Here is a 12306-nt window from a genome sequence, read left to right as displayed (position 1 = left end):
GGGTGTCAGGGCCGGGTGGCCGTGACCAGCCAGATGCCGCCGCGCAGACGTACGCCCGCCGGGGTCTCGTACTCGCGCAGTGCCGACCGTACGTCGTCGCGAACCCGCTCGACGGCGGCCGGGAGGACCTCGGCGAGGTTGTGCCGTACCGGACCGGTGGCGAAGTAGAACCCGACCGCGTCGCTGGCGTCCCGGCCCCAGACCACGGGCACCTCGACCGGCGCGATCGACACGTCGACGAACCCCGCCGCGTCGAGGACTTCGTGGATCCGATCCGGATCGGTGAGCGAGCCCATTCCGCGCGCGGCCGGCGAGGGCTCGCGCATCAGCGGGCCGAGCGCGGCGAACGCCCGTGCGTGGTCGCCGGCCGAGCCCGCCGGCTGCGGACCGGCGAAGACGAGCCGGCCGCCTGACCGCAGAGCCCGACCGAGATTGACGAACGCGGCGACGTGATCGCTGAAGAACATCACCCCGCCCCGGCTGATCGCCACGTCGTAGCCGCTGTCGACGAAGGGATGCACCTGTGCGTCGCCCTGCGCGAAGGTGACGTTGGCGACGCCTTCCTCGGCGGCGGCGGCCCGGGCCCGCGCCAGCATCGGGGCCGAGAGGTCGACTCCGAGCACCGTTCCCCGGGCGGCCTGGCGGGCCGCCTGCCGGGTGATGTAGCCCGTACCGCAGCCCACGTCGAGCACGCGATCCCGCTCGCCGATCCCGGCCGCGGCGAGCAGCGGGCCGTTGATCCCCTCGGCCATCGTGTCGTACCGGTCGGCCTGCTCGGCCCAGTGCTGACCCTCGTGGCCGTTCCACGCCTCGGACTGCTGGATGTTGACGATCCCCTGCATCCTGACCCTCTCCCCATTTCACTAGAGCTGGACTCTAGAGTCGGACTCTAGATATAGACTACAGCGGTGACCCAGGTCAAGGGCAGGCGCGCCAAGAAGAGCAGACAGACCCGACGAAAGATCGTCGAGGCCGCGCGCGAGCTGTTCATCGAACGTGGTTACGGCGCGACGGCTCTACAGGACATCGCCGACCGGGCCGGGGTCGCGGTGCAGACCATCTACTTCACGTTCGGCAACAAGCGGAGCGTGCTCAAGGAACTGGGCGACGTCACGGTCGCGGGTGACGACGAGCCGGTGGCGACGATGGACCGCCCCTGGTTCCGCCGGTCCCTCGCCGCCGACACCGTCGACGGCCAACTACGGGAACTCGTCCCCGGGGCACGCGGGATCCTCGAACGGATCGCCCCGATCACCGAGGTACTGCGGACGGCCGCGACGATCGAGCCGGAGGTCGCCGAACTCTGGGGGCGCGAGAGCGACCCCCGGTTCACCGTCTACGCCACCGCCGCCGAGGCGCTGGTGACCAAGCCGGACGCCCGCGCCGGGCTCTCGGCCGAGGAAGCCGCCGACGTACTGTTCGGCCTGCTGAGCCCCGAGCTGTACCTCGTGTTCGTCCGCGACCGTGGCTGGTCACCACAGCGATGGGAACGCTGGGTGTCCGAGACCCTGCGCGCCCAGTTGATCGCGTGACACCGGTACTGACCCGGTGGTTCGACCAGCGTTGACCCGCTACCCCGACGGGCCATGGTGTCACCCGCGCCTGCCAGCCCGGTTCGTCGGCGACCAGGCCCGCTGCCCGGTCGGCCGGGTTGGCCAGGCCCGATGTGCCACGCTAAGGGCATGAGTGAGCTGATCTTCCGGACCGCCCGCCGGGACGACGTACCGGCGATCGTCGCGATGCTGCTCGACGACGAGGTGACGGCGAGCCGGGAGCCGGCGGAGCCGACCGGCGAGGAGGTCGACGCCGCCTACTGGGCCGGCTTCGAGGCGGTCGACGCCGACCCGCGCAACGAGCTGGTCGTCGCCGACCTCGACGGCGAACCGGTCGGCACGATGCAGCTCACCTTCATCCCCGGGGTGAGCCGGCGCGGCGCCGAACGGATGCAGATCGAGGCGGTCCGGGTCCGTTCCGACCTGCGCGGCGAGGGAATCGGCCGGCGGATGATGAACTGGGCGGTGGACCAGGCTCGGGAACGCAACTGCCGGCTGGTCCAGTTGACCACCGACAAGCGACGTACGGGCGCACACCGGTTCTATGCCGCACTGGGCTTCGAGGCCAGCCACGAAGGCATGAAGCTGCCGCTCTGACGCTGCCGCCGAACGGCTCGGTTCCGCAGTCCTCGCGAAGGTATAGCAGGCGCTATACTCAGCCTGGTGGAGGCCGAGGAGTGGGAAATCTATGTCGTCGACGAGGTGCGGGACTGGATCGACGACTTGGACGAGGGGACCCACGCCCGAGTCGTGCAGGCGATCGACATGCTTGCCGAGAATGGACCAGGGCTGGGCCGTCCATTGGTCGACACCATCCGGGACTCCTCGATCGCCAACCTGAAGGAACTGCGACCGGGGACGGCACGCATCTTGTTCGCCTTCGATCCCTGGCGGTGCAGCATCCTCCTCGTCGCAGGCGACAAGGCGGGGCGGTGGAACGAGTGGTACCGCGTAGCCATCCCGCTGGCGGAGCAGCGTTACGAGCTCTATTTGAAGGAACGCGCTGATGAGGAGGGCAGCGGACGATGAGTGGATATGTGCGCTGGAGGGACATCCGCGCCGCGCACGTCGAGCGCGCCGGCGGCGAGCAGGCGGTCGAGGCTGGCAAGGAAGAACTTCGCGCCACCGTCGTCGGACATCGGCTCGCCGAGGTCCGCCGTGCCCGCGGACTGACGCAGCAGCAGGTCGCCGATCGGATGGGTGTTACCAAGGGGCGTGTGTCACAGATCGAGCAAGGAAAGGTCTCCGGGCACGACATCATTGCCCGGTACGCCGCAGCCCTCGGCGGTCGCCTGCATCAGGCCATCTACTTCGACGATGGCGACATCGCCGCTATCGCCTAGCGGATCGCTAGCACGATCGCGACAGCGTCACATCGCTCGATCATGGGCATTCGTTGCTCAGTCGTTCCTCATCGCACCGGCGCTTCGCGATTCGCTGTTTACACCACCATTCACCAGCCCACAGGGTCAGGAGTCCTACGAGGACCGTCCCGCGTGCCGGCGGATCGGAACCGCGCCGAGTCCAGGCTCGGATCGACCGCCAGCAGGTGCTCGACGCGGAGAACCCGCCGACATTCATCGCAGTGCTCGACGCGACCGTGCTGCATCGAACCATCGGTCGACCCCAGGTGATGCGGGAACAGCTCGACGCCCTTGCCACGATGGCCGAGCGACCGAACGTATATCCACGTCGTCGCGAACGACGCCGGGGCGTATCTTGGACTGGCCGGCCCGTTCACGATCGCGACGTTGACGGACAGTCGGGAACTGGCCTATCTGGACAACCAACTCCAGGGGGTCGTCGCCGAACGACCGGGCGACATCCTGATCATCCGGGACGCGTGGGAGAACGTGTGCGGGTTGGCGCTACCCCTCCAGCGGTCCATCGAGATGATCAGGAAAGTGGCGGAGACATGGACGTGACGGACGCCCGCTGGCACAAGTCGACCCGCTCGGGCCCCAACGGCGGCGACTGTGTCGAGGTGGCCGACAACCTGCCGGGTCGGGTACTGGTCCGGGACAGCAAGGAGCAGCAGGGGCCGATCCTGACCTTCGGACCCGACTCCTGGCGAGCCTTTGTCACGAGGGTCGTCAGCCGTTGATCCACTGGGGAGGATTCCCGCCGCCGTCACCCGTCCGGCGGAACCCTCCCGACTGATCGCACAGTCTGCCCCGGACAGACTTCCACGTTCCTTCCCCTATCAATCGACTCTGACGGCGGCCCTTCGGCCCCGAACCCTGGCGAGCGTCCACCCGCTATCTCCCGTCGGCCGAGGCGTCTCCCCTTTCCGTGGCGCTGGCCGGGCCGCCCGGAACACCACCACGCCTGGCCGTAGGAGTTATCAGGCGGACACGCTGTGCAAGGGTGGTCTCCCCGTCGGAGACCGCCAAAGGACACGTCGTGCGCCAGCGCTTCAACTCGCCGCCCGGATGGCCCGCTCCACCACCTGGCTGGGCACCTCCGCCAGGGTGGAAGCCTGACCCGTCCTGGCCACCGGCGCCGGCCGGTTGGCAATTCTGGTTGGCCGATCCACCCGCGATGCCAGCGCACACCGGCAGCGCCAGCGTCCAGCCGATAGCCGCTCAACCGGTAGCCGTACCGGCCGCACTACCGCCGGTGCACATCCCGCCCCAGCCGGTGGAGACGACGCCAACACGTCCGAAGTCCGGCCTCTTCGGGCCGGGCCGGAAGCAACTCGAGGCCGAACAGCGGATGCTGTCCGCCGAAGTCGAGCGGTTGCGGGTCGAGAACACCCGGCTGCTCGGCGCGGACCGGAGACAGCTTGACGCCGAGATCAACCAATGGCACGCCCGGCTCGCCGATCTCCAGCGCCAGGCCGCTGAGGCGCGGCAGGACCTCGCATCGGTACGGCGGCAGGTCGAACAGGTAGGGGTCGAGCTCGTACAGACTCAGGACGCCGCGCTGCTCCAAGAGGTCGGGCTATACCACTACCTCCACCCGCTGGAGGACGCCGTGGCGTATAAGGAGCGGCTCAACCGGCTTCAACAGTCCATCAAGACGATGGCGCGGGGCGATCAGGCGGTCCTGGCGGTGACCAACTGGACGGTCAACGGATCGTCACGGGAAGGCGCGGCGATGGTTCGGGACTTCTCCCGACTGATGCTGCGGGCCTACAACGCCGAGGCCGACAACTGCGTGCGCAACGTGAAGCCGCACCGGGTGGCCGCCATGGTCGACCGCCTGGCGAAGGTACGGGCCACCATCGCCAGGCTGGGCAAGACGATGGACATCCAGATCGCCGGGTCTTACCACGAGGCCCGGGTCATGGAGATCAGGCTGACCGCCGACTATCTCGGCAAGGTCGAGGAGGAGAAGGAGCGGGTACGCGCCGAGCGCGAGCGCCAGCGTGAGGAGGAACGCGCCCGCCGCGACTTCGAGCGGGAGAAGGCGCGACTCGCCAAGGAGCAGGCGCACTACCAGTCCGCGTTGGCAAAGTTGCAGGCGAGCGGCTCCACGGCCGGGGTGGAGGAGCTACAGCAGAAACTCGAGGAACTGGCCGATGCGATCGCCGGAGTTGACGCGCGAGACGCGAACGTGCGGGCCGGCTACGTCTACGTCATCTCCAACCTCGGTGCGTTCGGGCCTGACATGGTGAAGATCGGCATGACCCGCCGGCTGGAGCCACAGGACCGCATTCGGGAACTGGGCGACGCCTCGGTACCGTTCCGGTTCGACACTCACGCGTTGATCTTCTCCGAGGACGCCGTCGGGCTGGAGTCCCGCCTGCATGCCGCGCTGGCCGAGCACCGCGTCAACCAGGTCAACACCCAGCGGGAGTTCTTCTACGCAACACCTGCCGAGGTACGCGCGGTGCTGGAGCGGATCGCCGGCCAGCACCTGCTGGAGTACCGCGAGATGCCGGAGGCGTTGGAGTGGCGCGCCAGCGGTGCGAGGACGAGCCGTGGGAACGCTCCGGACCGCGCCGTCGAACCGTCGGTGCCGGCCGCGACGATGCCACCCGTCGCACCACCGGCGGTGACGGCATGAGCATCTACCTCCGGTGCAGTCTGCGGGCCGGCCCGTTCCGCTTCACCATGTCCCGTTCAGGGATCGGAGTGTCGGTCGGTGTTCCCGGATTCCGAATCGGTACCGGCCCGCGGGGCAACTACGTCCGGGTCGGTGGCCTGGGAACTCACTACGCCAGTGTCCGTCGTGAGCCATCCGCGCTCGCCGATCCGGCAGTGACACGAACTCCGGCACCGGTCCCGGCGACCACCCCGATGCCGGTACTCGACGAGCTGACCGGCACGTCCGTGGAGCAGCTCGCTGCCACCCATCCGGCGGAGATCGTCAATCAGATCCAGGCCGCCGCGCGACGGATATCGCTGTCGCCGTACGCCGCAGTGACCGTCGCGCTCGTCGCACTTCTGACCGTGCCGTACGGCCTCCTCGGGCTGGTGCTGGCGCTGCCCGGCATCTGGTGGTTGCGGCAACGTGACATCGCACGTCGGTCGGTAGTGGTGTTCTATCGGGTCGACGACGAACCGGCCCAGCGCTTCACCCGGCTGTTCGCCGCGCATTCGCTGGCTTGCCAGACCCAGCGCGTCTGGGCGGTGGAGGCCCAGGGCTTTCTGCATGCCCCGTACCAGCGCAAGGTGAACGCCGGAGCCTCCAGTCTGATCCGGCGCGGCCCGGCGACCCCGAGCATGACCGGCCCGCCCGTGCTGGTCACCAACATCGCGGTGCCGAGCCTGACCAGCGGGAACCGGTCGGTGCACTTCCTGCCGGACCGCATCCTCCTGAGGCAGGGCAGAGCCTATGCCGAGATCGGCTACGCGTCCCTTCAGGTCCGCATGGCACCTCAGCGGTTCATCGAAGACGGCAGTGTTCCGACCGATGCCCAGATCGTGGACACCACCTGGCAGTACGCCAACGCCAGGGGCGGCCCCGACCGTCGTTTCAAGAACAACCGCCAGTTGCCGGTGATGCAGTACGGTCGCCTGAGCATCAGCAACCCGAGCGGCCTGCTGATGGTCTGGGACTTCTCGAACGTGCAGGCGGTCGCCCGGTTGTCCGAAGCGCTTCAGGCGATGACCAGGTAGAGCTTCCGTCCCCGACGATCGTTTCCCTCGTCGCCGGGAGGATCCTGAGGCGCGAAAATGCCGCTGCGGCGTTCGCTCAACCGGCATATGGCTATCCGCTTGGAGGGGTTCCACCCTTGCCGTCGGGCGGGTGGACCTCCAGAACGTCCCCTACCGCGATCACGTCGCCGCCGGCTCCGGTGGGCCGGCGTCGTGGCTCCGGAGGTACGTCGACACCCGCTTCTCGGTGACCGAGATGTAGTCGGCCAGGGTCTCGCGGGATCGGGCGAGCGTGTCGATGCGGTCGTCCAGCCCGTGCAGGCGGGCGCGCAGCGTGTCCAGGAGTTCGGGGCAGGGTTCCAGGTCGGGGGCCGAGCCGGTGGCACAGGGCAACAGGAACCCGATCTCCTGAGTGGACAGTCCGGCTTCGAGCAGTCTCCTGATCTGGGTCACGGTCACGACGTCGTCGGTGCCGTACTCGCGGTAGCCGCTGCTCCCCCGCGCCGGTTCGATCAGGCCCTGGGCCTCGTAGTAGCGCAACTGGTGCGTGTTGACCCCGGTCTGCCGGCTCAGCTCCCCGATCAGCATGTAGCCACGCCTCCTTGACCTTCATACCGGTGTGAACGTTGAGAATTCTGCCATGACCACCAACAAGACCCCCGTGACCGTTGTCGGCCTGGGCCTGATGGGCCAGGCGCTGGCCGGTACGTTCCTGCGCAACGGGCACCCCACGACCGTGTGGAACCGGACGGCAGCCAAGGCCGACGCACTCGTCGCCGAGGGCGCACGGCTCGCCGACTCACCCGCCGACGCGGTCACGGCCAGCCCGCTCGTGATCGTCTGCGTCTCGAACTACGACGCCGTACGCGAACTCCTCGACCCACTGGGCGAGGTCTTCGACGGTCGGGTCCTGGTGAACCTGACCTCGGGTACGTCCGAGGGTGCCCGGCAGACCGCCGAGTGGGCGGCCCGGCGGGGCGGCAGCTACCTCGACGGCGCGATCATGGCGCTCCCGACCGCGATCGGTACCGCCGAAGCCACCGTCTTCTACAGCGGGCCGCAGTCGGCATTCGCGCAACACGAGTCGACCCTGCGGCTGCTCGGCGCCGGGACGACCTACCTCGGCACCGACCACGGCCTGTCGTCGCTGTACGACGTGGCGCTGCTCGGCGTGATGTGGAGCGTACTCAACGGCTTCCTCCAGGGTGCCGCCCTGGTCGGCACGGCGGGCGTGGACGCCTCGACGTTCGCCTCGATCGCCGGCCCGCTGACCGGGACCGTACGCGACTGGCTGCCCGACCTGGGGCGGCAGATCGACAAGGGTGACTACACCACCCGGGACTCGACCATCGACACGCACCTGGGCGCGATGGAGCACCTCGTGCAGGAGAGCGAGTCCCTCGGCATCAACGCCGACCTGCCGAGGCTCGTCAAGGCGCTGGCCGACCGGGCCGTCGCCGACGGGCACGGCGGCAGCGACTACGCGGCGATGATCGAGCAGTTCCGCAGGCCCGCCGGGAACCGACCGTGACCGACACACCGTTCGACCGACGCGCACCCCTGGCGAAGAGTCGACTCGGACCGGGCCCGCCGCCCGTTCACTCCTTGAGGTCGCGGTCCCGGGACGGCTGGACCCGCTTCGGCTCCCCCGGCATCTTCGGGTGGTCCGGCGGATAGGGCAGGTCTCCGGAGCCGCCCCGGTCGTCCCGGTCGGCCCACTCCAGCAGCGGGGTGATGTCCCACGGTGCGTCGTCGATGCCGGCGTGCGGGTCGCCGATCTTCGCCACCCGCTCCGGCACAGTCCTCAGGTCGAAGTCGTCCGGCTCCACCTCCGGCAACTCGTCCCAGGTGACCGGGGTGGAGACGGTGGCCCGGGCGTTGGCCCGCAGCGAGTAGGCACAGGCGATCGTCCGGTCCCGGGCCATCTGGTTGTAGTCGATGAAGACCTTCTCGCCGCGCTGCTCCTTCCACCAGGAGGTGGTGACCAGATCGGGGCGGCGCCGCTCGACCTCCCGGGCGAACGCGATCACCGCCCGGCGTACCTCGGTGAAGGTCCAGCGCGGCTCGATCCGAAGATAGACGTGCACGCCCCGGCCGCCCGAGGTCTTCGGCCAGCCGGTCGCGCCCAGCTCGTCCAGTAACCCGCGCACCTCGCCGGCCGCCTCCACCGCGTCGGCGAAGTCGGTGCCCGGCTGCGGGTCGAGGTCGATCCGCAGCTCGTCGGGGCGGTCGACGTCGACGCCCCGCACCGGCCACGGATGGAAGACCACGGTACCCATCTGGGCCGCCCAGGCGACGTGTGCCAGGTCGGCCGGACACAGCTCGTCGGCACTCCGGCCGCTCGGAAACTGAATCTTGGCGGTCTGGATCCAGGGTGGTACGCCCCGAGCCGGCACCCGCTTCTGATAGAACATCTCCCCCTCGATGCCCTCGGGGAAGCGCTGCAACGCCGTCGGTCGGTTGCCCAGGGCACGCATGATCCCGTCGCCGACCGCGAGATAGTAGTCGAACATGTCCTTCTTGGTGAACCCGCGACGAGGGAAGTAGACCCGGTCCGGGCTGCTCAGCCGTACCGTGTGCCCGGCCACCTCGACCTCGACGGGCTTCGCCTTCGTGCTGCCACCAGCCATGCGCCGACCCTATGCCACGGGTCCGACGAAGGTGACCCGACACGGAGACGCCGCCCGCCGGGCAGGCTCACAGTCAGCCGAGCACACCCACGGCGTGCAGCGTCAGGCCGAGGGCGGCCACGAGCAGCACGGAGAGCACGATCAGCAGCGTGCGGCGCCGGTTGGCCCGGGCACCGTGCGGACGGTACGGGGTGCGGTCGTCGTCGGAGAGGTCCATCTGCGCCTCCGGTCAGGTCGAGTCGGCCAGGTCAGGTTGGATCGGCCAGGTCAGGTTGGATCGGCCAGGTCGAGTAGCTCGGGTGGGGTCGGAGCAGTCAGATCAGAGCAGTCAGGTCGGATCGGGCCGGGACCCGGAAACGGAGGCGATCGCGGCGGCGGTGGCGTGCAGGAACCGGTCCAGTTCGGCTCGCTCCGGGCGCGGCCAGGCGTCGCCGACGACCACCAGGTTGTGCAGGGCGCCGGCGACCAGGAAGCCGAACGCCGCCACCTCGACCTCCGGACGGATCCGCCCAGCCTGCTGCTCGGCGTGCAGATAGTTGGTCAGCAGGACCGGAAACGCCGTCGGGCCGAAGCCGTGCTCGTGTGCGCCGGCCATCACGGCGTGGGTGTGCGCCTCGTCGGCCAGCAGTTCCCCGGCCAGCGCCACCGACGGCGAGTCCAGCAGGAAGCCGGAGAACCAGCTCAGGTTGCCGCCGACCGTACCGGTGCCGGCCCTGGCCAGCAGCTCGGCGGCGGCGGAGCGGAACCGGTCGAGGTCGGCCAGTACGATCGCCCGGACCAGGTCCCGCCGGTCGGCGAAGACCTTGTACGGCAGGCCGACCGAGGAGCCGGCCTCGGCCGCCAGCGCTCGCATCGTCAGCGCCGAGGCGCCGCCCCGGGCGACGATCCGCCGGGCGTGCTCGACGAAGGACGCCCGCAGTTGGGCGGTGGTCTCGGCATCGCGTTTAGCTGGTGACATCATCGCGTTCTACCATCCGCAGTCCGACGGCCAGCGCCACGGTGATGGTGCCGAGCAGCACGGCGGCGGCGGTGACCGGCGGCAGCAGGTCGTCGGCGGGTTGGCCGCGCAGGGCCAGCGACGCCACCCCGGGCAGCCAGCGGGACACCGCCGGCACGGCGGCGAAGAGCGCCGGCTCGACCAGTACCAGCCAGGCCAGCGTGCCGACCAGGGCCGGCACCTGCCGGCGTACGGCGGCGCCGACCGCGACACCGAGCAGCCCGAAGAGCCCGGCGACGGCGACGCAGCCGAGCAGGGTCAGCCAGACGGCCGGCCGCTCGACCGGCAGCGTCAGACCCTTGCGGTCGTACCAGATCCAGGCCGCGACCGCCGAGCCCAGTGCGGCGACGAGGCCGTAGCCGAGGCCGACGCCGAGTTGGAGTACGCCCTTGGCCAGCACCACCCGCCAGCGGCGCGGGCTGGTCAGGAACGCCTGCGCCGCCTGGCCGTACCGCCACTCGCCGGCCATCCCGACGATCCCCACCACGATGACCAGCACCGATCCGCCGGCAGCGCCGTGCAGCGCGGTCCGGAGCTGGGTGTCGGTCAGCAGGTCGACCGGGCGGCCGTCCATCGCGATCAGCGGGGCGATGGTGCCGAGTACGCCGATAGCGGCGGTGCCGAGCAGCAGCCACCAGGTCAGCGGGGTGCCGAGCACCTTGCGCAGCTCGGCCCGGAGCAGCCGGTTCACGACGCCGCCCCCGGCTGGCTGGCCGGCGTCGAGAGCGAGCCGGCGAGGTCGAAGTACGCCTCTTCCAGGCTGCGCCCGCGCAGCAGGTCCGGCAGGGTGGTGTCGGCGACCAGGCGACCCCGGTCGATGATCACCACCCGGTCGACCACCTCGGCGAGTTCGCCGAGCAGGTGGCTGGAGACCAGCACCGCTCTTTCCTCGGCGGCGAGCCGACGGAGCAGGTCGCGCAGCCAGGCGATGCCCGGCGGGTCGAGGCCGTTCACCGGTTCGTCCAGGATCAGCAGTCCGGGGTCGCCGAGCAGCGCGCCGGCCAGGGCGAGCCGTTGCAGCATCCCCATCGAGTACGTCCCGACCCGCTTGCCGGCGTGCTCGGTCAGCTCGACCTGGTCGAGTACCTCGGCCACCCGGCGGACCGGCAGGCCGGCCCCGGTGGCCAGGATCGTCAGGTGGGTCCGCGCGGAGTGCCCGGGGTGCGCCCCGGGCCCGGCCAGCACCGCGCCGACCTGGCGGCGCGGGTGCGGCAGTTCCCGGTACGGCCGGCCGTGCACCAGCGCGCTGCCGGAGGTGGGCGCGACCAGGCCGAGCAGCATCCGCATCGTCGTCGTCTTGCCGGCGCCGTTGGCCCCGACGAAACCGGTGACCGCGCCGGCCGGCACGTCGAAAGAGAGCCCGTCAACGACGGTACGCGACCCGAAGAGCTTGGTCAGCGAGCGGCAGGAGGCCGCCGGCCCTTGTTGTGAACGCATGTTCACGACCATAGCGTGAACGCGCGTTCACGACAAGGGTCGGGCCTCCGGTTCCCGGCTGCCGTGCCGGTGCCCCTCCCAGACCTGGCAGATCAGTACGAGCTTCTGCTCGAAGCGGGGATCCCGGTCGAGCAGGACACCGTCGTACGGGGCACGCAGCCGCAGCGGCCCGGCATCGCCCAGATAGACGGCGACGACCGTACGCCCCCGGCGCCGCTCCGCCCGGACGTCGACCACCCGCCGCCAGGCCACGAACGCGTACGCCCCGTACGCCCGGCCGCGCAGCCCCGCCTCGTCCAGCCGGACCCGGGCCCGGAACCGGTCGGCGGTGCCGCAGAGCACCCCGAGTGGCAGCGGGGCCAGCACCGCGACCCATGCCAGTTCGGAGAGTTGCCGGTGCCCGGGCAGCGCGCCAGCGATCACGATCACGGCACCGGTGCCCAGACCACCCCAGCGCAGCCCCCGGACCACCGCCTGCCGCCAGGTCAGCCGGAACTCGGCCAGCACCGGTCGGTGCTCGCGTCGCCGTCTCTCTCCGCCCGGCCTGGTGGCCGCCCGCATGCCCTGTCAACGACTCGCCAGCCGCCCAGTGATTTATCAGCGGTTTCTCGTTGTTTTCCGGCGATTCCGTGGCGCCCAGCCGC

General features: G+C 70.1%; 16 protein-coding genes and 2 pseudogenes. 10 read left to right on the top strand and 8 right to left on the bottom strand.

Annotation, left to right across the window (positions count from 1 at the left end):
- Positions 1-5 precede the first annotated feature (5 nt).
- Entirely contained in the window at positions 6-842 is an 837-nt protein-coding gene (locus Pma05_RS31040) for a class I SAM-dependent methyltransferase (RefSeq protein ID WP_203861047.1), read from the bottom strand.
- A 66-nt stretch (positions 843-908) separates the two neighbouring features.
- On the opposite strand from Pma05_RS31040, the gene Pma05_RS31035 reads away from it, so the two are divergent.
- The 9 genes and pseudogenes from Pma05_RS31035 (at position 909) to Pma05_RS31000 (ending at position 6619) form a co-directional block, all read left to right on the top strand.
- A complete protein-coding gene (locus Pma05_RS31035; protein ID WP_203861046.1) occupies positions 909-1532 on the top strand; it encodes a TetR/AcrR family transcriptional regulator in 624 nt (207 codons plus the stop codon).
- A gap of 150 nt (positions 1533-1682) precedes the next feature.
- Positions 1683-2150, top strand: coding sequence for a GNAT family N-acetyltransferase (locus Pma05_RS31030; protein WP_203861045.1), 468 nt, complete (start codon positions 1683-1685; stop codon positions 2148-2150).
- A gap of 66 nt (positions 2151-2216) precedes the next feature.
- Positions 2217-2582, top strand: coding sequence for a type II toxin-antitoxin system RelE/ParE family toxin (locus Pma05_RS31025; protein ID WP_203861044.1), 366 nt, complete (start codon positions 2217-2219; stop codon positions 2580-2582).
- On the top strand, positions 2579-2896 hold the full coding sequence (locus tag Pma05_RS31020; protein ID WP_203861043.1) for a helix-turn-helix domain-containing protein: 318 nt from the start codon (positions 2579-2581) through the stop codon (positions 2894-2896). Before Pma05_RS31025 ends, Pma05_RS31020 begins: the two co-directional genes overlap by 4 nt.
- Positions 2897-3102: 206 nt before the next feature.
- Positions 3103-3478: pseudogene (locus tag Pma05_RS42970) on the top strand (DUF5753 domain-containing protein).
- Positions 3469-3657 (top strand): DUF397 domain-containing protein, encoded by a 189-nt coding sequence (locus tag Pma05_RS31010; RefSeq protein ID WP_203861041.1) that lies wholly within the window; start codon positions 3469-3471, stop codon positions 3655-3657. The pseudogene Pma05_RS42970 and the gene Pma05_RS31010 overlap by 10 nt, the downstream one beginning before the upstream one ends.
- 437 nt (positions 3658-4094) lie before the next feature.
- A complete protein-coding gene (locus Pma05_RS31005) occupies positions 4095-5564 on the top strand; it encodes an SNIPE associated domain-containing protein (RefSeq protein WP_239313434.1) in 1470 nt (489 codons plus the stop codon).
- Positions 5561-5695: pseudogene (locus tag Pma05_RS44105) on the top strand (DUF4236 domain-containing protein); the annotation flags it as partial. The gene Pma05_RS31005 and the pseudogene Pma05_RS44105, both read left to right, overlap by 4 nt.
- A 102-nt stretch (positions 5696-5797) precedes the next feature.
- Positions 5798-6619, top strand: coding sequence for a hypothetical protein (locus tag Pma05_RS31000; RefSeq protein ID WP_239313432.1), 822 nt, complete (start codon positions 5798-5800; stop codon positions 6617-6619).
- 159 nt (positions 6620-6778) lie between these two features.
- Here Pma05_RS31000 and Pma05_RS30995 read toward each other — a convergent pair whose 3' ends face one another.
- A complete protein-coding gene (locus Pma05_RS30995) occupies positions 6779-7186 on the bottom strand; it encodes a MerR family transcriptional regulator (protein ID WP_203861039.1) in 408 nt (135 codons plus the stop codon).
- A 52-nt stretch (positions 7187-7238) separates the two neighbouring features.
- Here Pma05_RS30995 and Pma05_RS30990 point away from each other — a divergent pair, with 52 nt between their 5' ends.
- A complete protein-coding gene (locus Pma05_RS30990) occupies positions 7239-8129 on the top strand; it encodes an NAD(P)-dependent oxidoreductase (protein ID WP_203861038.1) in 891 nt (296 codons plus the stop codon).
- Positions 8130-8196: 67 nt separating this feature from the next.
- Here the strand turns inward: Pma05_RS30990 and ligD are convergent, their stop codons facing one another.
- From ligD to Pma05_RS30960, 6 genes are all read right to left on the bottom strand, one after another.
- A complete protein-coding gene (gene ligD, locus Pma05_RS30985) occupies positions 8197-9228 on the bottom strand; it encodes a non-homologous end-joining DNA ligase (protein WP_203861037.1) in 1032 nt (343 codons plus the stop codon).
- 73 nt (positions 9229-9301) lie between these two features.
- Positions 9302-9445: a hypothetical protein gene (locus tag Pma05_RS30980; protein ID WP_203861036.1), complete on the bottom strand. Its 144-nt coding sequence runs from the start codon at positions 9443-9445 to the stop codon at positions 9302-9304.
- A 111-nt stretch (positions 9446-9556) separates the two neighbouring features.
- Positions 9557-10189 (bottom strand): TetR/AcrR family transcriptional regulator, encoded by a 633-nt coding sequence (locus Pma05_RS30975; RefSeq protein WP_203861035.1) that lies wholly within the window; start codon positions 10187-10189, stop codon positions 9557-9559.
- Positions 10173-10916 carry a hypothetical protein gene (locus Pma05_RS30970; protein WP_203861034.1) on the bottom strand — a complete coding sequence of 248 codons (744 nt, stop codon included), beginning with the start codon at positions 10914-10916 and terminating at the stop codon, positions 10173-10175. The genes Pma05_RS30975 and Pma05_RS30970 overlap by 17 nt, the downstream gene beginning before the upstream one ends.
- Positions 10913-11662, bottom strand: a complete 750-nt coding sequence (locus Pma05_RS30965) for an ABC transporter ATP-binding protein (RefSeq protein ID WP_203861033.1) — start codon at positions 11660-11662, stop codon at positions 10913-10915. The genes Pma05_RS30970 and Pma05_RS30965 overlap by 4 nt, the downstream gene beginning before the upstream one ends.
- Positions 11663-11689: 27 nt before the next feature.
- Positions 11690-12169: a hypothetical protein gene (locus Pma05_RS30960; protein WP_203861032.1), complete on the bottom strand. Its 480-nt coding sequence runs from the start codon at positions 12167-12169 to the stop codon at positions 11690-11692.
- Between the last annotated feature and the right edge of the window lie 137 nt (positions 12170-12306).

The organism is Plantactinospora mayteni (assembly GCF_016862935.1).
GTDB lineage: Bacteria > Actinomycetota > Actinomycetes > Mycobacteriales > Micromonosporaceae > Plantactinospora > Plantactinospora mayteni.
This window is presented reverse-complemented; position numbering and strand designations above follow the sequence as displayed.

What these genes read in the sequence shown, in the direction of transcription:
- Pma05_RS30990 (WP_203861038.1), top strand. Translation starts at nt 7,239, where the DNA reads ATGACCACCAACAAGACCCCCGTGACCGTTGTCGGCCTGGGCCTGATG.
- Pma05_RS31040 (WP_203861047.1), bottom strand. Translation starts at nt 842, where the DNA reads ATGCAGGGGATCGTCAACATCCAGCAGTCCGAGGCGTGGAACGGCCAC.
- Pma05_RS31020 (WP_203861043.1), top strand. Translation starts at nt 2,579, where the DNA reads ATGAGTGGATATGTGCGCTGGAGGGACATCCGCGCCGCGCACGTCGAG.
- Pma05_RS31030 (WP_203861045.1), top strand. Translation starts at nt 1,683, where the DNA reads ATGAGTGAGCTGATCTTCCGGACCGCCCGCCGGGACGACGTACCGGCG.
- ligD (WP_203861037.1), bottom strand. Translation starts at nt 9,228, where the DNA reads ATGGCTGGTGGCAGCACGAAGGCGAAGCCCGTCGAGGTCGAGGTGGCC.
- Pma05_RS30995 (WP_203861039.1), bottom strand. Translation starts at nt 7,186, where the DNA reads ATGCTGATCGGGGAGCTGAGCCGGCAGACCGGGGTCAACACGCACCAG.
- Pma05_RS30975 (WP_203861035.1), bottom strand. Translation starts at nt 10,189, where the DNA reads ATGATGTCACCAGCTAAACGCGATGCCGAGACCACCGCCCAACTGCGG.
- Pma05_RS30980 (WP_203861036.1), bottom strand. Translation starts at nt 9,445, where the DNA reads ATGGACCTCTCCGACGACGACCGCACCCCGTACCGTCCGCACGGTGCC.
- Pma05_RS31005 (WP_239313434.1), top strand. Translation starts at nt 4,095, where the DNA reads ATGCCAGCGCACACCGGCAGCGCCAGCGTCCAGCCGATAGCCGCTCAA.
- Pma05_RS31000 (WP_239313432.1), top strand. Translation starts at nt 5,798, where the DNA reads ATGCCGGTACTCGACGAGCTGACCGGCACGTCCGTGGAGCAGCTCGCT.
- Pma05_RS31010 (WP_203861041.1), top strand. Translation starts at nt 3,469, where the DNA reads ATGGACGTGACGGACGCCCGCTGGCACAAGTCGACCCGCTCGGGCCCC.
- Pma05_RS30965 (WP_203861033.1), bottom strand. Translation starts at nt 11,662, where the DNA reads ATGCGTTCACAACAAGGGCCGGCGGCCTCCTGCCGCTCGCTGACCAAG.